General features: G+C 47.2%; 20 protein-coding genes. 2 read left to right on the forward strand and 18 right to left on the reverse strand.

The features are described from left to right. Window positions 1-9 precede the first annotated feature (9 nt). From VN447_RS06370 to VN447_RS06420, 11 genes are all read right to left on the reverse strand, one after another. On the reverse strand, window positions 10-1,365 hold the full coding sequence (locus VN447_RS06370) for a GlmL-related ornithine degradation protein (protein WP_325523984.1): 1,356 nt from the start codon (window positions 1,363-1,365) through the stop codon (window positions 10-12). Between the two features lie 2 nt (window positions 1,366-1,367). Beyond that, window positions 1,368-3,563, reverse strand: a complete 2,196-nt coding sequence (gene oraE / locus VN447_RS06375; RefSeq protein ID WP_325523986.1) for a D-ornithine 4,5-aminomutase subunit OraE — start codon at window positions 3,561-3,563, stop codon at window positions 1,368-1,370. Further along, window positions 3,547-3,930: an ornithine aminomutase subunit alpha gene (locus VN447_RS06380; protein ID WP_325523988.1), complete on the reverse strand. Its 384-nt coding sequence runs from the start codon at window positions 3,928-3,930 to the stop codon at window positions 3,547-3,549. The genes oraE and VN447_RS06380 overlap by 17 nt, the downstream gene beginning before the upstream one ends. Before the next feature lie 47 nt (window positions 3,931-3,977). Beyond that, on the reverse strand, window positions 3,978-5,393 hold the full coding sequence (gene ortB / locus VN447_RS06385) for a 2-amino-4-oxopentanoate thiolase subunit OrtB (RefSeq protein ID WP_325523990.1): 1,416 nt from the start codon (window positions 5,391-5,393) through the stop codon (window positions 3,978-3,980). Further along, window positions 5,386-5,697: a 2-amino-4-oxopentanoate thiolase subunit OrtA gene (gene ortA / locus VN447_RS06390; protein ID WP_325523992.1), complete on the reverse strand. Its 312-nt coding sequence runs from the start codon at window positions 5,695-5,697 to the stop codon at window positions 5,386-5,388. The genes ortB and ortA overlap by 8 nt, the downstream gene beginning before the upstream one ends. Before the next feature lie 29 nt (window positions 5,698-5,726). Further along, window positions 5,727-7,166 carry an amino acid permease gene (locus VN447_RS06395; protein ID WP_325523994.1) on the reverse strand — a complete coding sequence of 480 codons (1,440 nt, stop codon included), beginning with the start codon at window positions 7,164-7,166 and terminating at the stop codon, window positions 5,727-5,729. 166 nt (window positions 7,167-7,332) lie between these two features. Then, window positions 7,333-8,376 carry a 2,4-diaminopentanoate dehydrogenase gene (ord, locus tag VN447_RS06400; RefSeq protein ID WP_325523996.1) on the reverse strand — a complete coding sequence of 348 codons (1,044 nt, stop codon included), beginning with the start codon at window positions 8,374-8,376 and terminating at the stop codon, window positions 7,333-7,335. 203 nt (window positions 8,377-8,579) lie between these two features. Continuing rightward, window positions 8,580-9,671: an alanine/ornithine racemase family PLP-dependent enzyme gene (locus VN447_RS06405; protein ID WP_325523997.1), complete on the reverse strand. Its 1,092-nt coding sequence runs from the start codon at window positions 9,669-9,671 to the stop codon at window positions 8,580-8,582. 194 nt (window positions 9,672-9,865) lie between these two features. Further along, window positions 9,866-11,527: a M20/M25/M40 family metallo-hydrolase gene (locus VN447_RS06410; protein ID WP_325523998.1), complete on the reverse strand. Its 1,662-nt coding sequence runs from the start codon at window positions 11,525-11,527 to the stop codon at window positions 9,866-9,868. A gap of 75 nt (window positions 11,528-11,602) precedes the next feature. Beyond that, complete coding sequence (locus tag VN447_RS06415; protein ID WP_414714888.1) at window positions 11,603-12,997, reverse strand: amino acid permease; 1,395 nt, start codon at window positions 12,995-12,997, stop codon at window positions 11,603-11,605. A 625-nt stretch (window positions 12,998-13,622) separates the two neighbouring features. Further along, entirely contained in the window at window positions 13,623-15,083 is a 1,461-nt protein-coding gene (locus VN447_RS06420) for a sigma-54 interaction domain-containing protein (protein WP_325524000.1), read from the reverse strand. Between the two features lie 302 nt (window positions 15,084-15,385). Here VN447_RS06420 and ald point away from each other — a divergent pair, with 302 nt between their 5' ends. After that, a complete protein-coding gene (gene ald / locus VN447_RS06425; protein ID WP_325524001.1) occupies window positions 15,386-16,501 on the forward strand; it encodes an alanine dehydrogenase in 1,116 nt (371 codons plus the stop codon). A 104-nt stretch (window positions 16,502-16,605) separates the two neighbouring features. On the opposite strand, the gene alr is transcribed toward ald, so the two are convergent. The 5 genes from alr to hypA all read right to left on the reverse strand — a co-directional run bounded on the left by alr (window position 16,606) and on the right by hypA (window position 20,500). Continuing rightward, window positions 16,606-17,718, reverse strand: a complete 1,113-nt coding sequence (gene alr, locus VN447_RS06430; protein WP_325524002.1) for an alanine racemase — start codon at window positions 17,716-17,718, stop codon at window positions 16,606-16,608. A gap of 97 nt (window positions 17,719-17,815) precedes the next feature. Continuing rightward, window positions 17,816-19,180, reverse strand: coding sequence for an amino acid permease (locus VN447_RS06435; RefSeq protein WP_325524003.1), 1,365 nt, complete (start codon window positions 19,178-19,180; stop codon window positions 17,816-17,818). 113 nt (window positions 19,181-19,293) lie between these two features. Further along, window positions 19,294-19,473, reverse strand: a complete 180-nt coding sequence (locus tag VN447_RS06440; RefSeq protein ID WP_325524004.1) for an aspartyl-phosphate phosphatase Spo0E family protein — start codon at window positions 19,471-19,473, stop codon at window positions 19,294-19,296. Between the two features lie 2 nt (window positions 19,474-19,475). Beyond that, window positions 19,476-20,156 (reverse strand): hydrogenase nickel incorporation protein HypB, encoded by a 681-nt coding sequence (gene hypB / locus VN447_RS06445; protein WP_325524005.1) that lies wholly within the window; start codon window positions 20,154-20,156, stop codon window positions 19,476-19,478. A 2-nt stretch (window positions 20,157-20,158) separates the two neighbouring features. Then, window positions 20,159-20,500: a hydrogenase maturation nickel metallochaperone HypA gene (hypA, locus tag VN447_RS06450; protein WP_325524006.1), complete on the reverse strand. Its 342-nt coding sequence runs from the start codon at window positions 20,498-20,500 to the stop codon at window positions 20,159-20,161. Window positions 20,501-20,726: 226 nt separating this feature from the next. Here hypA and VN447_RS06455 point away from each other — a divergent pair, with 226 nt between their 5' ends. Beyond that, a complete protein-coding gene (locus VN447_RS06455) occupies window positions 20,727-21,026 on the forward strand; it encodes an alpha/beta-type small acid-soluble spore protein (RefSeq protein WP_325524007.1) in 300 nt (99 codons plus the stop codon). A 58-nt stretch (window positions 21,027-21,084) separates the two neighbouring features. On the opposite strand, the gene polX is transcribed toward VN447_RS06455, so the two are convergent. Both polX and VN447_RS06465 read right to left on the reverse strand, forming a co-directional pair. After that, window positions 21,085-22,812, reverse strand: coding sequence for a DNA polymerase/3'-5' exonuclease PolX (polX, locus tag VN447_RS06460; RefSeq protein ID WP_325524008.1), 1,728 nt, complete (start codon window positions 22,810-22,812; stop codon window positions 21,085-21,087). A gap of 11 nt (window positions 22,813-22,823) precedes the next feature. After that, complete coding sequence (locus VN447_RS06465) at window positions 22,824-24,806, reverse strand: penicillin-binding protein (RefSeq protein ID WP_325524009.1); 1,983 nt, start codon at window positions 24,804-24,806, stop codon at window positions 22,824-22,826. Window positions 24,807-25,129: the final 323 nt, after the last annotated feature.

Consider the following 25,129-nt stretch of genomic DNA (forward strand, 5'->3'; position numbering starts at 1 on the left):
TTTATCTGACTATATTCCCAGACTCTGCCTCATCAAATTCAGCGCCGCCTCGGGATACCGTTCCGCCAGTAAGCCGGCAGCCGCCATAACATAATGCCTGTCGATAAGTGCCTGGCCGTCACGGGGCAGCAAGCAGCTATTACCTTGTGAAACATTAATCTTGCTTAGAAAAGCAAGCCCTGCCGGCAGTCTGGTCAGCGCCCCGCCTGTGCCGATAATCCATTTGACACCTGTCAAATCCTTGCCCCTGGCAACTGCCATCCGGCCTGTCGGCCCATAAATGTATTCGATGGTGCCGGTATGGCGTTTTATAGCAGTATTTACCGCAATTTCAGTCAGAATTCCGGCAAACTCTTTCTCGGCCGCAGTCACGGGCAAGGGCGTCCGCAAGCTTGCTAATTGCGTAGACGTACAACCAAACCGCTCACATAACTGCTCAATATCGGCTAATTCCAATACATTGGCTGAATTGACGTAAACGCCCAAGTCACCCTCAACCGTACGTTTGGCTAATGGTTCAGGCGTAATTAACATAGCGGCAATCTCAGGATCGGCCTCAGCCACCGAATGCACATCGGTAGTCGCACCGCCAACGTCTAAGACAACAAGGTCGCCAATCTCCTCGCGCAGTAAGCGGACAGCCTGCATGACCGCCCCCGGTGTCGGAATAATGCGCCCGTTAACCAGTTTGCGGATTTTATGCATCCCTGGCGCTTCGGTAATATGTTTTTCAAAAACTTCATGGATAACTCGCCGGGTAGGTTCAATATTGAGCTGATCAATACGCGGGTAAACATTATCAACCGCTTTTATACTAAAGCCACTGCCGGCAAAAATTTCGCATACCTGCTGTTTAGCCGCAACATTGCCCGCATAGATAATAGGGGTAGACGGCGCTAAACCGGTTGCCAGCCGGCGGGCGTTGGCAATAGCGGTTAGTTTTTCACCATAATCAACGCCACCGGCAAGCAGAATTATATTAGGGTTAATCTGTCGAATACCGTCAAGATCGGATTCACTCAGCTCCCCGGCTGTTACCAGATGAATGTTGGCGCCCGCCCCCAGAGCAGCTTCCTTGGCGGCTTTGACAGTCATGTCATACACCAGACCATGTACTGTCATCCGCAAGCCGCCGGCAGCGCTGCTGGATGCCACCATTTCCTGCCACTCGGCAGGAGCGCCCAGCTTTTCTTGCAGGGAATCAATGGCATGATTTAATCCCAGCGTTACATCCCCATCAAGCACAGTAGTTGCAGCCTGCCCTTGCCCAATCAGCTCCGGCAGGCCTCTCCTTATACCGGTAAAGGCACTGACAACAGTCGTTGTACTGCCAATTTCAGCGACAAGCACATCAATAGCTGCCATAGTTATCTATGCCTCAGTTCTTTATGGCGTTTTACCAGGAAGCTGGCAACATGCACGCCCTTGGTACCCCGTCCGAAACCTGCATCCATTCCTTCCTCAACGGCAATTTCATTGCTTACCTGTGTACCGCCGCAGACAATAATAAGATTATCCCTGATGCCTTTTTCCTGGCAATATTGGTGTAAGCGCCGCATATTAATCCGGTGGATATCGGCATGTGAAATAACCGTGCTGGCCAAAATGGCATCTGCGCCAAGTTCAACAGCCGCATCAGCCAGTTTTTCCATAGGTACTGAAGTTCCTAAATGGTGGCATTCAATACCAAATTTTTCGATACCGCCATGTTTTATATCCAGTATTTCCCGCAGCCCTACTGAATGTTCATCCTCACCGACAGTGGCGGCAACTATTTTAAACTTGTGTTCGGCCACATACTGCCGAATAGTATCTTCAGTAAGCGTTTCAGCCACTGGGGGTATTACCAGCTCTGCCGGGTCAACGGCAAAGGGAACCCGTCCTCTCACTTCCACCAAGGTGCCTTCAGACGGATGCATAACCTGTTTGTGAATTACTTCAACATCCTCAAACCCCATTCGTTCACCAATGCTTTTAGCCGCAAACTCAGCAACACGTTCGGCTGCCGGCAAAAACATCGTCATACAGACAATGCCGTCACCATACCACTGCACCTCGGGACGCAGAAGACCCTGCCGACGCTCGGCGTCATATTCGGACATACGGCGGTATACATTGTCGTCCGGATCTAATTCATCAATCCAGACAATTTTGTCCGGGTTGCACAAGGTACAACCGGCAATCAGATCACACGCTTTAGCCACACCGTCCGGTAAAGCGTTATAGCCAAAGTGATCACATACCGGCGCCATATAGTCGGCATCCCGGGGTACGATCGTGCCAACTCCCACTCCGCCACTCATCTGGCGGGCAATGCCATCGCCATTACGTTCAGGATACATGCCTGAGTCGACAAAGAAGCCTTGGCTGACTGCCGTAAAATATCCACCGGCAACCAAGATTTCTTCCATAAACAAGCAGGCACGTTCTTTCAGTTCGCGAACTTTGACGCCCAACTCCCCGTCAAAGTTTAGACTAACCATGTCCTGCAAGCCGTCAAGTCCAAGCAACGCCTGCTTAGCCGTATTAACTCCGTGGATATTATTGTAATGCCAGGGAACATTCCGGCCTTCATCAGGCGTAATGGTACTCTGAATGTCAGCGCTGGTCAGCCGGGATAACAAGGTGTTCAGCACATGGGTAACTGTTACTTCCCTGGTGCACGACTCCATGTATTTGGTATTCATCTGAGCCCGGAACCTAAAACCTTCAAATAATTGACGTAACGCAACAGCATACGGCAGATCGAGACTAACGCACGGTGCTGGCGGTGCAGTGGGCGGTACTGTTGACAGACAAATTTTATCTTTCGGCATGCCCGCCATGACTGAGTACTGGCAGTTAATGGCATGCTGTACCATCAGTTCAGGCATGACTTTCCAGGCTTCACGAGCTGTAGCGTTGGCATTGTGAGCCCCGTCGATTTGCGCCATGCCATTAGCAGCCATAATTCGTTTGGCAACGGCAGCATCAACAAAAGAACGGTACATGTTGACATTTCTATACAACACATTGTATTGGGGATCCTGGTGGGCGCCGTTTACTCCTTCTTCAGCCAGCAACACCCCTACCTCAGGGCCGGCTACCCCGCTCACATACGAGTGAAAATTAATCGGCCTGCCAACCTCATCTTCAATTATATCAAGCGCTTTACGGGTAGCCCGCAGCTGTTTGCGCGTGATAGGTACACCGCCAACACCTTCGGGCGTGCCTTCAATTAACCCATCGAAATGGCTTTGTCCAGCCGTACGAATGACCATAATGTGATCCGCGCCATGCCAGGCCGCCATCCGCATCCGGCGGATATCATCTTCAAATCGTCCTGAAGCAATCTCGGTAGTTATCACACAATCGGGCTGGGGATCAATATTGTTAAAATACTTGGCAGCCGGCAACGGGCAAGACTGTTTGAGCGGTTCTGTTACCTGGCGGTACGCAAAAGGTCCTGTCTGCTCTGTTCCTGCAGGGGTCCGCCACGTCCAGCCTCTGCGCCGGGAACGGTAATGCTGTAAATCGGCCAGTATATTGCCTACATCCAGTTTTTCATCAGCTTTCACTGTCATGAGCAGTCTCCCCTTTTTGCCAAAATTCCTGCAGCCGGTCCCACCCCAGTCCTTGCGCTAAACGTAGTCCTGCTTCCCGGTAAGATATATTTTCAAGCTGGGCCACCCGCCATACGGCGTGTCCTGCGCCTTTACCCAGCAGTTCTTTTTCTACGCATTTGTCGACAATTTCTTTAGCCTCTATGCTGGAAAAACCCATGCGAAGTAGCACTGAACGCTCAACAGAAGGCGAAGTGTGAGTACGGGCCAATTCCACTAGCGGCTGAACCACTTGTTCGGTTAACTGCCAAAACCGTTCTTTCAACTGCGCGTCAGATAACGCGGCCAGTCCGGCACGGCGCCTGGAAAAATCGTCCTGTCTTTGCATATGAAATCCGGGAGTTTCCCCGGTTCACCTCCTGCACATTTTTTTCGTTATCGTCCGCTCATAATGAGATTAGTCATTTCTTCAACGTTAGCAGGCGAAAGCCTGATTTCCTGCGCCAAAAACTCGATATCCTCCACACTCAGCCGTTTGTTCTGACAGCCAGCCAAAACATTACGCATATATGAGTAACGCATTTTATCAAGATCAATATCCTTAGCGGCAATTTGTCCGGGATGCTCAGGAATGACGATTGCTTGCCCTGGTACGTTGTCAGCAGGCAGACCGCGGCGCACCGCAATGCCGTTAGCTTTGGCAAAAGTCAGCTGCGGGGATGGGTGTTTCCCCGCCCCGGTGTACTCAGTCTCCTGTACAACAATAACTTCTTCCTGATCCATTTGCTTTGCCAGGGCAATTGCTGCTGCCAGTGATGTGTTGCCTGCAGGCCCACGTTCCAGGCCTTCCAATGCGGCCAACATTTCGGTGACATAAAATACCTCGCCCTGCGTAACAGTAACATAACGATCCAGATACCGGAGCGAACGAGCGGCATTACGCGGCACATCGACACGGTCAGGATTGGTGGCAAAAGGTACTCCAAAACCGGTATGCCCGGTAGTGAACGACTTGCGGTTGAAATCGGTATCACTGGCCATGTGCAGCCCTGACAGATCGACACTGGCTGCGATCACTTTGGCTTCACCGCAACCAGCCCGTTTAAGCCCCCGGGCGGTACCTGTTACATTGCCGCCGCCGGCGTGAGTGACAACTACGGCATCAGGATAACGTCCGGTGATTTTTTTCGTTTGAGCAGCTACCTCCACTCCCAGGGTTTCTATGCCAGCAATACTAAACGGCGTATATAGCGAAGCATTAAAGAAGCCTGTTTCCTCCAATGCCAAGAGAAACATATAAAACAATTCGGGGCCGACCGACAATTGCAGTACTTCAGCGCCATACGCCTCACAGGCTCGGCCTTTTTCCATAATTTCCGGCTGACCGATACCCCTGCTGTCAAAAACCTCCTGCACAATAATGCTCCGAAGATTCCGCATCGCCGCCTGAGAGGCAATGGCAGCGCCAAAGTTGCCGCTGGTAGCGGCAATTACCCCGGGATAACCATGTTTGCAGGCATGATACACAGATACAGCTGCGCGGCGCGCTTTAAAACTACCGGAAGGATTGACCGCTTCATCTTTAAGAAAAATCCTTGCCCCTTTACCGGGAGCCGCTATCTGCCTAACCAGTGCCGTTATGTTTTTCAGTTCAATAAGCGGTGTGTCGCCTACACCGGTATCCCGCTGAATTGCGGCAATCTCCCCGACATCATAAGCCGCCTGGCGCATCATTTTTTCGTAATCAAAGGCAATACCGCCGCTTTCGAACTCACGGTAATCGATATTGGTGGCGCGCCGGATAATCTCCGGCCTGCGGGCCATGACGGCCTGATAGCTTGTGTCACGCATCTTTTTCCCCCCTCAGCATGGCCCGCACCTCTCCGGCAATCGTCATTAATTCCGGCTGCGGCAGGCCATAATCCACCCCATAGGCAGGATTTATTGCCACCAATTGGCCCTGAAGGTGTCTTCCGGCAAGAGTACAGATTGTTACTTGCTGCCCTATTACTGCCTTTTCATCTAACAAAAAACCTTTAGTTTTCATTTCTAATGGAACACACAGTGTTTCTACCGGTACTTGCGGTGCCCGCTCCCCGGCTGCCAAAACAACCCTATAGACTTGCACCCAGTCTCCATGCCGCGCATCAGACACGACGTTTCCCTCCCTTTGAATCCCCTGGATTACTCATTTATGTTCATTTCATTTCCACTCTGTTTATTCATGGCTGCTCTTTTGGGAGCCACTACAAGGTAATAATAGGCCATGACCACGATAATAAATGGCACACCGGCATAAATAGCTATCCTTTGGCTTTCATCAAACCACAGACCGATAACAATAACTAAGTTCAGGAAAAATCCCAAAGCAGGCACCAACGGGAACAGCGGCGTCCGATACTTTAAATCTGTCAGCTTGCCGCCGCTATTGATAAACTGAGTTCGGAAGCGAAACTGCGAAGCGCATATCCCCATCCAACCCAACACTCCGGCCAAGCCACAAATCGAAATAAGCCATAGATAAACACTATCAGCGGCATAAACACTACACAACAGGGATACGCCGGCAACAGCCATTGTTAAAATCAAAGCATTCATCGGCACTTGATATTTGTTTAATTTACCTAATGACGCGGGAGCCATTCCCCCCTTGGACATAGCCCACAAAATCCGGGTAGAGCTGTACGCCCAGGAATTGCCGCAGGAAAGAGCTGAAGTAATAACTACCAAGGTCATAATGGTATATGCACCAGGAATACCAGCATACTGAAAAACTTCGGCAAAGATACTTTCTTTTACCCCGGCTTCTTTCCATGGGACGATAGCGGCAACTACTATAATTGACAAAACATAAAATAATAGAGTACGAAAGGCGGTAGCGTTAACAGCCTTAGGAATGCTTTTTTCCGGGTTCTCGCTCTCACCGGCGGCAATACCGATAATCTCTGTACCGTTAAAAGCAAAAGCTACTGTCAACATAGCCAGCAAAATCGCCCCTACACCATTGGGGAAAAGACCATCTGCAAAATAATTACTAAGCCCGATCGCGCCATGTCCGCCAATCGTCCCGGTCATAGCCAACCCGCCGGTAATAATACAAGCTACTATAGCCGCTACCTTAATGCTGGCAAACCAGAATTCCGATTCGCCGAAAGCTCCCACACGCAGCGAGTTTAGACCGAACAGTACAAACCCGAAACCAAGTACCCATATCCATTCGGAGACTTGAGTCAAATTCTTCATCAGCATTCCGGCTGCTACCAAATCAATACCGATGGTCGTTGCCCCGTTTAACCAAAACAACCATCCCAAAAGATAGCCTACTGACGGTGAAATAAAAGTGCTAGCGTAGGTTTGAAACGACCCGGCAATAGGCATAGCCACGGCAAGTTCGCCAAGGCAGAGCATAACCATATACATGATAAACCCGCCAATAACATACGCGACAACGGCGCCGCCAGGGCCGGCCTGATTTATGGTCGACCCAGATGCCAGGAATAAGCCGGTACCGATAACGCCGCCTAAAGTGATCATAAATAAATGCCTGCTTTTCATACCTCTATCCAGACCGGACTGCTGGGACAAAGCACTGTTGACCTTTTCATCAAAACAACTACCCGCCATTAAAAATCCCCCTCATAAATTGATCAACCAAAACGTATCTGTGTTCATACCAAATCGAACCAGCGGTGCTTTCATTTTGCCTGTCTAAGCATTGAGATGGGCGAATATTTTCCGTGCATGTCACCAGCAGTGTCTGAACTACTTAATTATCACTTCTTTTAGTTATTTATCGTTTAATCTTGCGACGAACATCGCCCATTAAGGCAGTGATAACAGGAAGTTCAGGCATTGTACCCAGTCCGGCTTGCGCGTTAATAACCTGAGGAATCATGTTAACAGCAGTTGCCATAGTGCCAATGCCGCCGGGGATTTCTTGTTCATCTGAGAACTTAATGGTCGGCGTGCCTTCAACGACAATATAATCACCTGTTTTCACACCCTCTAATTCAGGATGAATTTGTTGCGGGTGTTCCAGAGTAATAATTTCTTCACCGTTTTTATAACCGCGGGCAATATGACGACAGCCTGCTACCATACCTGGCTGCACTTTTACATGCGGCGTTTCCCGGTATACATTGGTAACGATAGGTTCTCTGGTTTCAACAATATCATCAAGCTCCCAACCTAAGCCTTTGGCAATCAGGTACATCGATTGTTTGAAACCAATATGACCAACAATGGTGCCTGCTTTTACGCCTGCGTGGAACTCTTCGACAGTCGTCCCGACACCTTGCGTTTTCATAACGGTAGGACCAAACGGCGAGAGGTCGTTAACGCGAGCTGCCCTAATTTTGTTTACTACCTGGCAAGCTCCGGTCATTGTCAAAATGAGGGTATCAAGCACAAAACCCGGGTTGACACCTGTACCCAAAATTGTCACACTGTTTTCTTTGGCAAGTTTGTCAAGTAGAGCAGCTAAATCAGGGGTTTCCACCTGCGGTGCAGACATCTCTTCGGCAATGGTAATTACGTTTTTTCCTGATTTAACAATGAGGGAGATTTCAAAAAGCACATCTTTAGTAAACGATTGAGTTGCATGTAGTACAATATCTGCCTTTACATTTTTCAGCACTTGCTCCGGGTTATCGGAAACAGTGACGCCTAGCTTACGGCCAAGCTCCAAAACCTCCCCCAAGTCTTTGCCGATTTTCGCGGGGTTTTGCCCAATAGCCCCCACAATTTCAATACCTTGCTTGTTAAGCAATATGTCTTTTGCCATTCCGCTCCCCATAGCACCTAGACCCCATAAAACAACTTTGATATTCTCCATGACCAACCTCCTACTTGATATTTGCAATGAATAATTGCTATGGCTATTAATCGCAAGATTGATGCCAACCGATAAAGACTGATTATTGCGCATTTTTTGTTCAGTCGCCTGCAAAATCCTTTGCATTAGCGCCAAAATTTTGGCACTAATCTAATTATTCAAAGCAGCATTTACCCAACTGTCCCGAATAATTGCCACCCCCATTATCCGAAACAGCATTTCTCTGGGCGTTTATAAACCCGCGAAACATAAGGAGAAACCATGGCATGAACTAATGCGGCGTATTCCATGGAAAAACACAACTCTTGCCCAACACAAACTTCGCTGGCAGCATCAGTAACATCAAGGATTAAATGGTCACTGCTGCCGCCCAATATTTCTACTCCCTGCAGAGTTGGCTGTAGCCCTTCGAGTTCAACATCCTGCCGGCCAATAGCGGCAATTGCTCGTTTTCTTATTCCCCGGTCTTGGAACACAGGTGTATTACCAAAAGCATCCTGACTGGTTTTTCCTGCTGGTATTGACGGTTTTTCCTGAACCTCAACCACTTCAGCATGTAGAATAAAAGCATCTTGATAGGCACTGGGAACGGGGTTGCGATTTACCGTTTCCCGCCCTAACAGAATGCTTTCGCCAAGCCGCAGCTGTGTAATTCCTATCGGCATCACACCGCTTAATAATAGCTCAATATTGGCAGAGTTACCGCCCGAAATAACAGGTAAATCCAGCAAAAACTCTTCCCTTACCTTCCGTGTCAAATTAACAAGGTTATTAAGAATTTCAGGCGTTGGAATCAAGCCGGCATAACAAGCGAAATTAGCTCCAAATCCTCGAACTCTGATTCCCGGCAGGAGCATGCCTTGCTGGACTAAGGGCAAAATTTTTTGCGGCACAACACCTTCCCGCAAATCCCCCATATCAACCATCAGGATAACGTCATGAACAAGCCCCGCATTCTTAGCCGCTTGACTTAATTGGCGCATTGTTGAGAATTCTGAAACTAGGCTGCAATCAGCAATTTTTACAACTTCGCTGACTTCACTCGGCATAGGAATCCTGAGCAGCATCAGCGGAACTTTGATTCCAGCCTCGCGAAGCTTACAGAGATTCTGGATTCTCGCATCGCCTAACGCTTGCACCCCGCCCGCCAGCATAGCACCTGCGATAGCCGTGTCAGCACAACAGGCTTTAGTAACGCCAACCACCTCAATCCCCTGCTTATGGCATAAAGCAACAAGCAGCCTGGCGTTAGCTGTTATTTTTTCTAAATCAATTTCTACAAATGGATAGCCCATAGCCAAAAACCTCCACATTGATTTTGCAAATATGTAGCGTTTATTCTCTCAATACAACAAAGGACATCATCACATTACGCGAAACTATGTTGATACATACTTCACCAATTTAGATATGCAAAATCAATGCCAATTAGAGTTGGAGTAAAAACAAAAACCGCCATTCCTGGCGGTTTTAAGTAACAATTTACAATCTACTTCAATAAGTTTTGCATGGTTTTGTATAAAATTTGAGGCATTGCATCAAAAGAGTATGCCGTACATAATCGTTCCGATAATTTGTGCGCATCTTTGCCAAATGGTCCAATATTGACCACCGGCATACTAATATTTTGAATAGCCCTGACAGGCAGACTGTATTTATGTGGCCACGCAGGCATATTACTGGTGAGATTCGCAATACTTTCCTGGTTCTTAGAAATACTGCAGTAACTCAAATCAGAAATATAGGGAAAAAACTTTTTCAATACAATTTTATAATCATACTGCGCTTTGACTTCAGTTACTGCCTGCTCTACTGCAGTTAGCAGTGTTTTTTCCTTTTCATCATATCCTTGAACAAAGATGTGTGGATAATACGGTGGCGAAAAATATACAACAATTTTTGCATTTTGATCAGAGTAATTTTTGTGAACTTCCTGAACAATGGCCAACGAAAACTCCCGGTCATCCACGCCTTGTTCCTTTAATTTCACGATAAGAGCAGCAATAATTCGGTCAATCTCTTCCCCGATTTCCTTTTTTACTTGCTGGTAAAGTTCCTCATACGTTAACACGTGGGACTTCCAAGGCAGTTTTTTGTGAGGAATGTTGGCTAACTTGCAATATTTTTCGTATTCTTCATTTAATCTCTTAATAACGTTTTCAAATGACTGTTCTGCTTTCGCTTTACATTTAGCCAAAACTTCACCAGGCTGGCTAGAGTGAGTTGCGTAATTGAAGTACAGATTAACCGAGTTAGTTGTTTGCGCTGAATATTCAGTCCTAAGGTCACGCTGACCAAGGGTGATGGGCGGTAATGTGACCTCTCCGTCGGCTATATCACAAAGATCGGTGCTCAAATCCATTTGATACACCACTTCTGACGCCAGGAGGTTGGCGTCAAGGCCATTAAACGCTTCACCAACATGGGTTTCTTCGCCATAAAGATAGAAACAGGGCAGTAGCTTCCCAACTGTACCGATATATACATATTTGTTCTCATCGCCAGGATACTTGGAGGTCATATAGTCGGTATCAATAGCAGCGGCAAACTCCCAGCCACGGTCCCGGGCCAGTTGCTCCAAGTCCTCGACACAGGAAAGCATACCGCCTGAATTGCCCTCTTCGTCCGGAACACCAACAAAAACGATATTGCCATCTAACTCATTAACTTGCTGTGAAAACTCTTCCAGCATAACCATTAATGCCGCTACACCTGTTTTCATGTCAAATATACCTCGTCCGAAAATCCAATCAGGAGAATGAATCTCTGCTAAGATCTCTTCACAGAATTTAATCGCTTTTAACTTTTCTTTAAGCACGTCCGGCTGATCGGCATATTCCTTCAACTCGCCAAAATCCTCAATGCCGGCCGTATCAATATGTCCTAATGACAGTATCGTCCGGTTGGAGGATTTATTGCTGCCTTCAACAAATGCTAGAACGATTTTCCGTCCCAGTTCATCATTCTTTACTGGCAATAGACGCAAGTGATCAGGATGATTCCGAAAGTATTCTACATTCTTTAAATAGTTGTAGATTTTTTCAGCAATTTCAATTTCACCTTTAGTACCCACTACACTGCGGGTACGGGTAAGATTTACAGCAATTTCCTTAATTCTTTCCCCCAAATTGCAAGCAATGACCTTACTCAAAAAAATCGCCCCTTTATCAATATTGTTTGTACTGTAGACCCCTGTGAGTTTTTAATCAACACTGGTGCCATTTCTTCATTTTGCATTATTTATGGTGGCAGCACTGGAATTCTTAGCAACGAACATATTATACGTAAGGTATAGTAATCCAAACCACAAGGGGGCAAGATACAGGGCAATACGAGTATCCTCATTGAAGAACATAATAACGGTAATGAGCAACAAGTAAGCTATGCCCAGCCAATTTGTATAAGGCGATCCCGGCATGCGATATTTTAAATTTCCGACTTCTTCCGGCGTCAAGCCTTGTCTAAATTTCAACTGAGTAAGAAGGATCATCAGCCATGTCCACAAAGCACCCGTAACATTAAGGCTTGTTACATAAACAAATACTTGGGCCGGAGCCACGTAATTCAAAATTACTCCTATCAATATCACTAACACAGTACCAAAGATTCCCCGCGCTGGTACACAGGAGCTGTTAAGTTTGCTAAAGCAAGCAGGAGCTTCCCCTCTCAGCGCCATACTGTATAAAAAACGGCCTGAAGAGTAAATACCCGCATTACAGGAAGACAGCGCAGCTGTAACGACTATGAAATTGATAATGGCCGCCGCGCCGGAAATACCAAGTTTTTTGAACGTGGCAACAAACGGACTGCCGATAGTTCCTATTTCATTCCAGGGATAGATGGATAATATCACAAATAAAGCACCTACATAAAAGATCAGCACCCGCCAAAACATCTTATCAATGGCCGAAGGTAATGTTTTGGTGGGATCTTTCGCCTCGCCAGCAGTCAAACCGATACCTTCACTACCGGTATATGCAAAAGTAACCATGACCAGCGACATTAATACTCCTTGTATACCGAATGGTAAAAACCCACCGTTTGTCCATAAGTTTGATATTCCTACTACCACGCCGCCATTGCCTATTCCAAACAAAATCATGAGAGAGCCTATCAGAATCATACCCACAATGGCTACAACCTTGATCAACGCAAACCAAAACTCAAATTCTCCATAGAACTTGACGGCAACAAGATTAACAACAGTCATACAAATCAGCGCCGCAAGTGCAGGTATCCATTGCTCAATATCCGGATACCAGAATTTCATGTACAAACCAACGGCCGTGATTTCACACATACAACCAACCACCCATTGGTACCAATAATTCCATCCGGTAATATAGCCATACTTTGAGCCGAGAAAGGTACTCGCATATTGCGAAAAGGAACCGGAAACGGGATAGATAACAGCGATTTCACCCAGCGCCCTCATGATAAAGAACACGACAATGCCGACTAATAGATAGGCTAACAAAATTCCTGGGCCTGCGGTTTTGATAGCTGATGCTGAGCCTAAGAATAGTCCGACCCCAATGACACCACCTATGGCAATAAGTTGAATATGCCGTTCTTTTAAGCCGCGATGCAAATCTTCCTGAGCCACCTTGCATTTATCCATTGTTTTACACTCTTCCATTTTTGCGCAATCTCCTCTCTTTAACCCGCTGAGCGTTTTCTAACCGATTGTGTTCGCACAATGTGAGCTATATAATATCCCCCCCGTTTTATCATTCTCCAGCCAAGACCAGTTGACGCATTACAGCTGTAAACAGTTCTCGCTCTATATGCCGCCCATTTCCATTAATAGCAAGATTGATGCCAAGCAGCAAAAGACTGACTATTCCGCTTTTTTTTGCACTTTTACCTGCAAAAAAAATGGCACTAACGCCATTTTTTTTGCACTAATCAAAACGATTCAAAACAGCGCTTGCCGACTTGCCGGTTAAAATCGATAACTGGCTTTTTTTCCTTTTCCGGAGCTTTTGAACACAGGTATATTACCAAAAGCAGTTGACTGGTTCTTCCAGGCGGCACAAACGATTTTGCCTGGACTTCAAGCAATAACCGGGAGCAAATTCTTTTGCGGTACAACTCCTTCCCGCCCCTATCAAACATGAGAGCACTATCGTAACTATTTCTACAAAAGGATAACCCATGGTAAAACCTCCGCCTTGACGTGCATCTTGTTTGCAAAGAAACTTATTATACACAGTCAATGTCAGTTGGTAACCATGGGCGCAAAACTACTTCAGTTTATATTTCTTTATCTTGTACTGCAGCACTTGCCGGGCCAATCCCAGCCGTGCGGCAGCCTGCGTGATGTTGCCTCCTGTTGCGGCCAGCGCTGCGGCAATGCTGTTTTTTTCCATTGATTCCGTTTGATTGACCAGCGTCTGGCTGCTTGCTAAAGAAATAGTGCTCATACTATGCTCGTGCGGCCATTCTGCTGTTACAGCTGCATTGGCACAAAACAGCATGGGCAAATGCGCCGCACCAATGTATTCCTCAGTCGTGATAAGATTCATAGCCCCTTCAATTACATGCTGCAGTTCACGGACATTGCCAGGCCAGTTGTACCGCCGAAAAATGTCTTCTACCTCCGGGGAAATTCCCTTAACCTTTACGTTCAAGGCACTATTATATTTTTTAATAAAAGCGGCTGTATAAATAGCAATATCGCTTTTACGCTCCCGCAAAGCGGGTATTCTGATAGTCACTACCCCCAGCCGGTAATACAGGTCTTCCCGCAGCCGTTTCTGTTCGATGGCGGCCGCTGGCTCCATGTTCATGGTGGCAATGACCCGCACGTTGACAGGCACTTCATTAACTGCGCCCACCCGCCGGACGATATTTTCCTGAAGAACCCGGAGCAGCTTGGCCTGCAGTTCCATATTCATAGAGTTGAGTTCGTCCAGCAGCAGAGTACCGCCGTTAGCCTGTTCAAACAGCCCGGCCCGGTCAATAGCGCCGGTAAAACCCCCCTTAGTTGTGCCAAACAGCAGTCCTTCCAGCAGTTGCTCAGGCAAGGCAGCACAATTAATAGCAACAAACGGATGGTGTTTACGTGGGCTTAGGTTATGGATGCTTTGGGCAAACAACTCTTTCCCCGTACCTGTCTCGCCAAATATAAGCACATTGGAGGGTGTGCGGGCAGCCCGCTCGGCGTAATGGATTGCCACCTTCAATAATGGTGCTTCTCCTAAGATATTCTCGATAGTATAACGGGTATTAGGGTGGTGCGGAACCTGCCCGCCTTTTTTTTGCTTAATCAGGTTTTCCTGCAGATTAACAATCTTATCAGCCAACGCCTGAATAAAGGTTATATCTTTGGCAATTTCCAACGCCCCCATAACCTTGTCTGCAGTGATCAGCGGCGTGGTACTATTTACTGTAACAATCTGTTTACCCCGGGCATTAATATAATTTTGCTGGCGGTCGGGTAGCGCTTTTCCCGTCCCGAGAACGGTAAGCAAGGTGCTAATCTCGGTAGTTAAATGCGGCATAGCACTCAAAAGATCTTTGCCCAGTACCTCAGCAGCATCACAGCATTCAAGCTTAGACATAGTATCGTTATAAACAATGGTTTTACCCTTATTGTCAATAACATGGATACCCACATCCAGCCTTTCGAGAATTGTCTCATAAACCTGAATCTTATGCCTAAGTTCTGCCAATAGGGTTCTCGTCTCAGCTGCGTTTTCCAAATTTCCACCCGCTCCCCATTTGCGTTGCAAAAAACGCTGCCGAAAACTGCAGCATTTTTCGCCGTTATCTCAATATAAGGTTTTATATCCTTTTTTTACTAACCTATTCTGACAAGCAATATTCTATATCCATTATGTTGCTTAATCAAGTGACTGCACTATCATTATTTCACGTTATTTTTTTAACATTGTACATTTTGTCATATTTAATATTCTTTGGCACAGTAATTGCAACTGTACAGTTAATGAATAAGGCGGCGCTAATTCGCGCCTCAGCTTAATAATGATAAGGAGGCAAAAACATGATTATTGGTGTACCAAAAGAAATCAAAAACAACGAAAACAGGGTGGCTCTTACTCTGGCAGGGACTGAAGCGTTGAAAAAAGCTGGACATTCTGTGCTTGTTGAGCAAAGTGCCGGTGTAGGCAGCGGCTTCTCCGACGAAAGCTATATAAAAGCCGGAGCGCAGATTATTGCTGACAAAAAAAATCTGTTTGATAAAGCAAACATGATTATAAAAGTCAAAGAACCGCTAGCACCTGAATATAATTTGTTCCATGAAGGACAAATTCTTTTCACCTATCTGCATCTAGCCCCTGAACCTGAATTGACAAAGGCGCTGCTTGATAAAAAAGTTGTTGGTATTGCATATGAAACCATTGAACGCAACCATACACTGCCGCTTCTTACTCCGATGAGCGAAGTAGCCGGCCGCATGGCCGTGCAGGTAGGCGCTCACTGCCTGGAAAAACCATTTGGCGGTAAAGGTATCTTATTAGGCGGTGTACCTGGCGTTGAATCAGCTCAAGTCGTTATTATCGGCGGCGGCGTTGTTGGCACTAACGCAGCCAAAATGGCTGTCGGCATGGGGGCCCGTGTTGCCATTATTGATAAATCGGCTGAACGGCTGGTTTACCTTGATGACATCTTTGGCGGCCGGGTAACTACCGTAATGTCCAACAGTTACAATATTGCCAGCTGGGTTAAAAAGGCTGACCTCCTTGTCGGCGCAGTATTGCTGCCTGGTGCTAAGGCTCCCAAGCTGGTAACCGAGGATATGGTTAAAACTATGGAACCGGGTTCGGTTATTGTTGACGTGGCCATCGACCAGGGCGGCTCAGTAGAAACCATTGACCGTGTTACCACACACAGCGATCCGACCTATGTAAAATATGGTGTTGTTCATTACTCAGTCGCCAACATGCCTGGGGCTGTAGCCCGTACCTCAACCTTTGCCTTAACCAATGTTACGCTCGAATATGCCCTCCAGATTGCCAATAAAGGCTGGAAAGACTCACTCAAAGCCGATCCTGGTCTTGCTAAAGGCCTTAACGTCTATGACGGTAAAGTTACCTTTAAAGGTGTTTCCGAGGCACATAACCTACCATTTACTCCCCTAGAGCAAGTTCTAGCTTAATTTATTTCCTCTTCCCTATTCGTTTACTGGGCAGAGCCGTCAGCTCTGCCCAACACTTTTTATGTAATAAAAAAGGCTTCCTCACTAGAAGCCTTAACCATCGCTTAGGTATTTTTATATACTCGGGGCACCCGTTTGCCCACCATACACACCATTTCGTAATTTATCGTCCCCACAATATCGGCGACCTCATCTGTTGACAATTCCGGCGCTCCAAACAAAGTAGCCGTATCACCTGCCTGAACATCAGGTATACCGCTAACATCAACCATGCATTGATCCATACAAATTCTCCCTACTAAAGGCGCACGGCGACCATGAATAAGAACGTCAGTCTTACCTGACAACAACCTCGTCCAGCCGTCAGCATAACCGATAGGCAGTGTGGCGATTCTGCGCTCAGCCAAAGCGGTATATGTTCTGCCATAGCTAATACTTGTTCCATTTTCCACAGTTTTAATATGAGCAACCTGCGCTTTAAGGCGCATAGCGGGAGTCAATTCGATGCTTCGTTTAACTTCAGCAGATGGCCATAGTCCATATAAGATAATGCCTGGTCGCACCATGTCCAGGTGAGTTTCCGGCATTTCCAGGGTTGCAGCGCTATTGGCTATATGCCTTATTGGAACTGTAATGCCCTTGGCACTTATACGATTTAGCGCTTCCTCAAATTTAGAATATTGTTCTTTAGCATAGGTTTTGTCAGCGTCATCGGCTGTGGCAAAATGCGAAAACACTCCTTCAATTTCCACGCCCGGCAGGGCAGACACCGCACTGGCAAAGTCCCCTGCTTCTTCGGGTAAAACGCCAATTCTCCCCATGCCTGTATCAATTTTTATATGTACTTTTACTTTTTTTCCTGTCTCAAGCCCGGCGGCCGATAAGGCACGGACATTATCAAGCGAATACACGGTTTGCGCAATATTATAAGCGGCGATCGTGCAGGCCTGGTGCGGCGGAGTATACCCAAGCACCTGGATAGAAGCTAAAAAGCCTGCTTGCCGAAGTTCAATAGCCTCGCTTAGGATAGCTACCGCCAACCGGTCAGCGCCGGCAGACAATACTGCCCGAGCCACTGCCACCGCGCCATGTCCATAGGCGTCAGCCTTAACTACAGCACAAAACTTGACATTAGGATTAAGGTGGTTTTTTATCTTTTCGACATTCTTTTTGATGGCAGCCAAATCAACCTCTGCCCAAACTGGACGTTCAAACATAAATTAATCCCCCTTACAAGTCGCATCATATCTCCTAAAATATTTATGCAAAAATCGTGCCACTTCTAAATATTAGTATGAGAGCATTACAACAAGGCTATAATCTTCGCCAGAAAAAATACGACAATGTCAGCCCCAGCAGCCACAACGGACCGATGATAAGAGCCAGAAGAGTATCGGGATCCTGGCTCATCACGACAGCTACCAATCCAAGCATCATCAAGCAAAAAATACCTGATACCGGGTACCAGGGCATAGGATAAGCCAGCTTTGCCGCCTCGGCCGGCGGCAGACTGCGCCGGAATTTTGTCTGTACAATAACAATAGTGGCCCAAACCCAAAGACAAGAGAATGTGCCGATACTTGTGACATAGGTAAATACTTTTGCCGGAATAAAATAGTTGAGGGCAACCCCTGCCGTTAAACAAGCAGCTGAAACAAGCACACCATTAACAGGAACCTGACTGTCGTTTAGCTTCCTCAAAAAAGCAGGAGCCTCTCCTTGAGCAGCTAGAGTATACAACATGCGGCCTGTACTGAAAACTCCGCTATTGCAGGACGACAGCGCCGCTGATAACACGACAAAGTTCATTATGCCGGCGGCATTGTCTACCCCCAGCTTTTCAAAGACTGATACAAACGGACTTCCTACACTGCCAATCTCAGTCCAAGGATATATAGACATAATTACATACAATGATCCGATATAAAACAATATAATTCGCCAAAACACCTTATCAATAGCGGCAGGCAGTGTTTTCCCGGGATCCTTAGCCTCACCGGCCGTAATACCGATCACTTCAATGCCTACATAGGAAAACAACACCATGGCGAGTGCCATAACTACGCCACTTATTCCATGCGGAAAAAAGCCGCCATGTTGCCAAAGGTGAGCTATACCCAAAGGAACTCCATTATTGCCGACACCAAATATAATCATCCCCAAACCACCCAGAATTAAAAGGACTATGGCAATAATTTTAATTAAAGCAAACCAAAATTCGAATTCCCCGTAGGCTTCTACTTCAACAAGATTGACACAAGTCATAATAGCTACCGCTGCTAGGGCAGGAATCCATTGCGGCAATTCAGGAAACCAATAATTTACATAGACTCCAACCGCGGTAATCTCGGCCATGCCTGTCACAACCCACATGAACCAATATGTCCACCCTGTTAGAAACCCCGGCAACGGCCCCAGAAAGGTATGTGCGTACGTGCTGAATGAACCGGCTACCGGATACGCAACAGCCACCTCTCCTAACGCCCTTAACAAGCAAAAAACAACGATACCGCCGATAAGATACGCAAGCAGGAGTGCGGGACCAGCCGCCTGAATAGCCGATGACGATCCCAAAAACAGCCCTACTCCGATAGAGCCGCCAAGCGCAATTAACTGAATATGCCGCTCTTTAAGTCCTCTTTTGAGTTCCTGCCGGTTTCCCGTTTTACTCAATTCCATTCCCTCCGCCACCATAAATAGTACCATTGGGTTGTGGGTAATACCCCCACTAGTACAATTTATAATTGCGGCAGCTGGATTAGACCTCAGTTTTTCGTCCTATCCTGACGGGATTAACTTCGCTTAAACCGCCGGGCGCTGGCCAGCTCATACTCGACAATAAGTTTATCAAGATAAATGCTCATTTTAGCTACATCTTCATCTGAGAAATTACCATGTTTTTGCTCAACTAACAGGTGTAGTTGGTCGCGCACAATCTCAATTTCCCGCTCTTTTTCCGCCAGACTTGTCACGCTTAACCCCCTAAATCGTATTTTGCCTGCTTGCGCGTCTGGGACGCCTTGGCTTTAAGCCATTCAGTCCAAGCAGTTAATCCCTCCCCTGTTCTGCAGGAGGTTTGCAGTAAGCTCGCTTGAGGATTTAATCCCCTTATATCACTAATAGCCGCATCCATGGCAAAGCTTGTATAAGGCAGCAAATCAATTTTATTTAAAATGACGGCCTCAGACTGCCGGAAAATAAGCGGATATTTAAGCGGCTTATCCTCGCCTTCAGTAACGCTAAGTACAACGACTTTCGCATGCTCTCCCACATTAAACTCAGCAGGGCATACTAGATTCCCAACATTTTCAATAACGAGAATATCAATTGCTGCTAAATCAAGTTTAGTTAACGCCGCTTTAACCATAGCCGCATCAAGATGGCAACCGCCCCGGGTATTAATTTGAACTACGGGTGCTCCATACCCGGCAAGCCTATCAGCATCTTTAGAGGTATATAAATCACCTTCAACAATAGCGAGATTACATTGATTTTTTAACAATCTTACCGTTTGTTCCAGCAGCGAAGTCTTGCCACACCCTGGCGAGCCCAGAAGATTAACCGTAAAAATCCCCCGGCTTGTCAACATGGAATTTAGTTCTGCGGCATTTTCGTCGTTTTTATTAAGAATATTGCTCATAACAGGGATCTCCAACGCTACTCTACCTCCACACTTTCAACTTTAAGTTCCCGACCTGACAGAATCTCAATAGCATACGAGCCACATGCTGAACAAATAAAGCGGTATTTATCAACACGGTGCTCATCACCACAGTCTCGGCATCGGCCGGTTAGTGGAATAATACTGATCGATAAGCAAGCCCCAGCGGCCATCGTACCTTCGGCCAGAGCCGCAAAACCAAATTCAAGCGCTTCAGGCACAACACCGGTCAATTCACCTGTCAGCACCTTAATACCGGTTACTTTACCAGCGCCATGACTGGCAGCTGTACTCAGAGCAATCTCCAGGACCCCTTGCGCAATTGCCAATTCATGCATCGCGATTCCCCTCCATGGGTAGCTGTTCTATTACAACTGTCTAGTGCATATAGTTATTCTCCGCTATCCTGTAAATTCCTTCCAAAAAAATTCTCTATTTTTCTACAGCAAAGCCCCCTACTTTCGACTGGAAACATCTTACTTAATTAACATAATATTTATTGGATAACGTTCAGTTTAGTCGCAGATACTAGGTTTAGAAAAATTTCAGGAGGTGCTTTATTACATGGCTAGAAGCAGAAAACCAGTTAATCCTGGCGCTGAAAACGCCCTTGATCGCATGAAGTTGGAAGTTGCTAACGAATTAGGTATCAGTGAACGCGTAAGCAGCCAAGGTTGGAGTACTATGACCTCGGCTGACTGCGGCCGGGTTGGTGGCCATATGGTTCGCCGCATGATCCAGCAATATGAATCGGCAATGGGCGGACAAACCGCAACTGCCACTACGACCAACACTGCTACCACCGGCATGACTGGTGCGACTGGCACTATGACCTCCCAATTCGATATCAACAGCAGCAACTAAGTAAGTTAACATAAGAGGCGGCTTAAAGCCGCCTCTTATAATTTTTTAAGCCTTACAATTAGGGCTTTTGCCGCTTGCGCTGCAACAGCCCTACTACTTCCGGATAAGCGCAGGTATTGACAATATCGCCGGCAGTCAGACCGGCTTTGCGGGCTACCGCCAAGCCATAACGCATATGCTCGAATTCACTTACAGCATGCGCGTCCGGATTAATAGCAAATACGATCCCCTGTTCTTTAGCTGTACGGCACCATCGCCAGTCCAGATCAAGCCGGTAAGGACTGGCATTAATCTCAATCATTGTGCCGCTTTGGACAGCCGCCTGTATAACCTCCGGCAAATTTACCGCATAACCTTTTCGCCCCAGTAGAATCCGTCCGGTTGGATGTCCCAGCATGGTTACATAACGGTTACGTACAGCCCGCACAATACGGCGAGTCATGTCAGCTTCACTCTGACGGAAAGCAGAATGAACTGATGCTACTACAAAATCAAAGCTTGCCAAAACTTCATCAGGATAATCAAGTGATCCATCAGGTAATATGTCGCTTTCAATCCCCGTCAAAATAGTAAAATCGGGGTGCGCTGCATTCAGTTTATCAATCTCCCGCCGCTGCGCCATAACAGTTTCCGTTCTGAGTCCTCTTGCATAAACAGCCGTCTGGCTATGGTCAGCGATACCCAAATACTGCCAACCCCGCTGCCTGGCAGCAGCGGCCATATCGGCAAGGCTGCCCGCCCCGTCGGAATAATTGGTATGAACATGGAAAACGCCACGAATATCTGCCAAAGCCACCAAAGACTCAGTATCTGCCCCTATTGGCTTAAGTTCAGTCTCATCTTCTCTACTCTCAGGCTCAGCGTAACTTAGTTTGAACAGCGAGTAAAGACTGTGTTCATCTTTCACTGCAACCTGTTCACCTGCCTGAGTTTTGACACCTGCAGAGTTAAACGTCAATCCCTGCCTCGCGGCCTGCTCCGTCATTTTAGCTATATAGCCGTCGCTGCCTGTATAATAAGCTAACGCCGTCCAGTATTCATCCGGGCCCACAATATAAACAGTACAAATAAGACCATTTAACAGGCTAACTGTAAGCTTATTCGCCTCACGACTAACGACATGATCAACGCCCTGCATGTCTGTTAGCCCAGCCGCCAGGCTGTCTGGCGACGAACTGGCGGCTACAATTTCGATATCCCGGACGACCTCAAGACCCCTCCGGATGCTGCCGACAGCGGCAGCTTGCTCTACCCCCGGCTGTAGTTTAATATATTCGACGATAAGATCGGCTACCAGCCATGCATCGCCAAGAATGAATTGTCCCTGAAATTTTTTCATATATTCAATACCCTGTAAAATCCTTTCCTGGGTTTTGGTACCGAAACCGGTCAGAGATACCAAACGATTTTCCCGGCAGGCATATTCAAGCTCGCCCAGGGAATGTACCCCAAGCTGTTTATGTAGGGCCAATGCCTTCTTCGGGCCCAGTCCGGGAAGCTTCAGCAGTTCAAAGAGTACAGGTGATAAACTACTCTTAAGTTCTTCATAATAGGTTATCCGGCCTGTGGCAATGTATTCGCGGATTTTGTCCCCGAGTGCCGGACCAATTCCTTTGATGCCCGCTAATTTGGCTTCAGCATCCGGATCAGTCAGGCTACTGTCAAGCTGCTCAACGGTACGCGCAGCATTCTGATAAGCGCGCACTTTAAACGTATTCTCACCGCTTAACTCCAGCATTTGGGCTATTTCAGCAAGCAACTGGGCCAATTCGTATCTGTCTATCATATGCAGCCACCTTATCTTGGTTCAAAGTAGACAATGATTTCCGCCCCCGGCTTGACAGCTGTATGGGGAGCCACATTTTGCTTTACAGCTGTTCCTGTACCCACAGGCACAAAAGTCAGCCCCAAATTATGGAGAGCTTCTCCGGCTTCCCTAATGGTTTTACCGCTTAGCACCGGCACCAGTACATGTCCGGGCGGTGGTGCTGCGGGCGGTCCCTCCGCAATCGGAACAGCGTATGGCAGCTCAGCGTTTGTTACCGCCGGTTTAACAGGCGGCAGCAGCGGATTGTCGTCATGAGGCCTAACACTCAGGTACCGCATAACCTGAGACATAATATCGTTAAATACCGGCGCGGCAATCTCGCCGCCATAATAGACACCTGAAGGATCGTCCAGCACAACAAGAGCAGCCACCTGCGGGTCTTCCACAGGGCCAAAGCCGCCAAAAGAAGCAATATACCGTCCGGCCAGATAGCCGTTGCCTCCTGGTTTTAGTTTTTCGGCAGTACCTGTTTTACCGGCAAAGCGGTAGCCCTTAACAGCTGCTTTTTTGCCGCCCCCTTCACTGACAACCTTCTCCAGCATGCTGGTCAGCGTGCGCGCGGTTTCTGGGCTAATGGCCTGCCGGATAGCTACCGGTTCAAACACCTCTGCCAGTGTGCCGTCAGCGTTATGGTACTCTCTGATAATCCTGGGCTTCAACAATACCCCATCGTTGGCAATGGCCGCGATTGCAGCAGTCAGTTGGATCGGAGTAACTGCAATACTCTGACCGATAGACATGGTGGCGGTGTCACTGTCGCGCATTTCTTTAGGATCAAACATCAGGCCTTCTTCCTCACCCGGCAATTCTATACCTGTTGTTTTACCAAAGCCAAAACTCCGCACATAGCTTGTTAGTTTGGCAGCGCCAACCCGCATACCAATCTCAACAAACCCGGTATTAATCGAGTTCTTGATGATATCGGTAAATGATACCTCACCGTAACTTTCATCACTCCAGTTTTTTATCCGCCGTCCCGAGATTTCCACAAAGCCTTTATCAACAAAACGTTCATCAGGCCGCACTTTACCATCCTCAAGCGCGGCTGCCGCAATAACAGACTTAAAGGTTGAACCAGGCTCATAGACAATAGAGACTGCCCGGTTTTTCCACTGTTCTGAGCCGTAACGTTCAAACTGGTTGGGGTTATAGGTCGGCCTGCTGGCCATAGCCAGAATTTCTCCTGTCTTAGGCTGCATAATGATTACAGTAGCCGCCTTAGCGCCGGTCTTGGCCATAGCATTATCAAGCGCCCGCTCCACAATATATTGAATGTTGCTGTCGATCGTCAAATATACCGATTTACCTTGTTTTTCGGGGATAAATGAAAATATTGACTTAAATATCGGTGTACCATGACTGTCAGTATCTATGACCTGTTTAAGTTCCCGCCCCTTGATGGTCTTATCAAGCGCCATCTCAATCCCTTCGAGGCCAACATCATCAGTACCGACAAACCCTAGTACCTGTGCAGCTAAACTGTCATTAGGATAATAGCGCTTACTTTCCTCAACAAAACCAAGGCCTGTAAGGCCATGCTCCTTGATCAGTGCGGCCACAGCTTTAGCCTGTTCCGGTTCAAGTGTTCGCTTTATCCAAATAAAACTTGAGCCTGTCATCAGTCGCTCTTTAAGTCCTTCCGGGCTTATACCAAGAGCAGGGGCTAAAAGATCGGCTAGCGCATTGGCATCCTTTATCTCACGTGGATTGGCATACAGCGATTTAGTCATACTGCTAACAGCCAGCTCCCGCCCGTTGCGATCATAAATAGTCCCACGAGGGGACTGCATCACCCGGCTTTCTCTAAGTTGATCCCGCACCTTAGCGCTTAGCCGCTGACCTTCGCCGAACTGGATCCAGGCAATTCTACCAGCTAAACCAACCAGCGCAAATATGGTTAAAAGCAGAAACAAGGCCAGGCGTTTTTGAATATGTGTAGGCATTGCCGCCATGATAGTCAACCCTTCCTTAGATTACAAAATTCACCTATAGATTATTCGCTGTATTGCAGCGATTACCCTGCATAAAGAAAACACGGTTTGCGCCGAGCCTTTGGCGAAAGCGGAAGCCGATGTTGCCCTTATCCAGCAGAAAGTTATACTTTCTGTCAGGACAAAAAAAGACATCACTCTAAAAGGAGGCCACTGAAGAACTTGTGGTTTTGACGGAGCAAAGCTTAAAAAGTACGAAACAGAAGACGACCCTTGTTCCCAATTTTGGGGTGAGGGTCGTCTTTTACCATTTAGGAAACCTTTATAACTTGTCTTCTACCTTA

This window comes from Sporomusa sp., assembly GCF_035561155.1.
Classification (GTDB): Bacteria; Bacillota; Negativicutes; order Sporomusales; family Sporomusaceae; genus Sporomusa.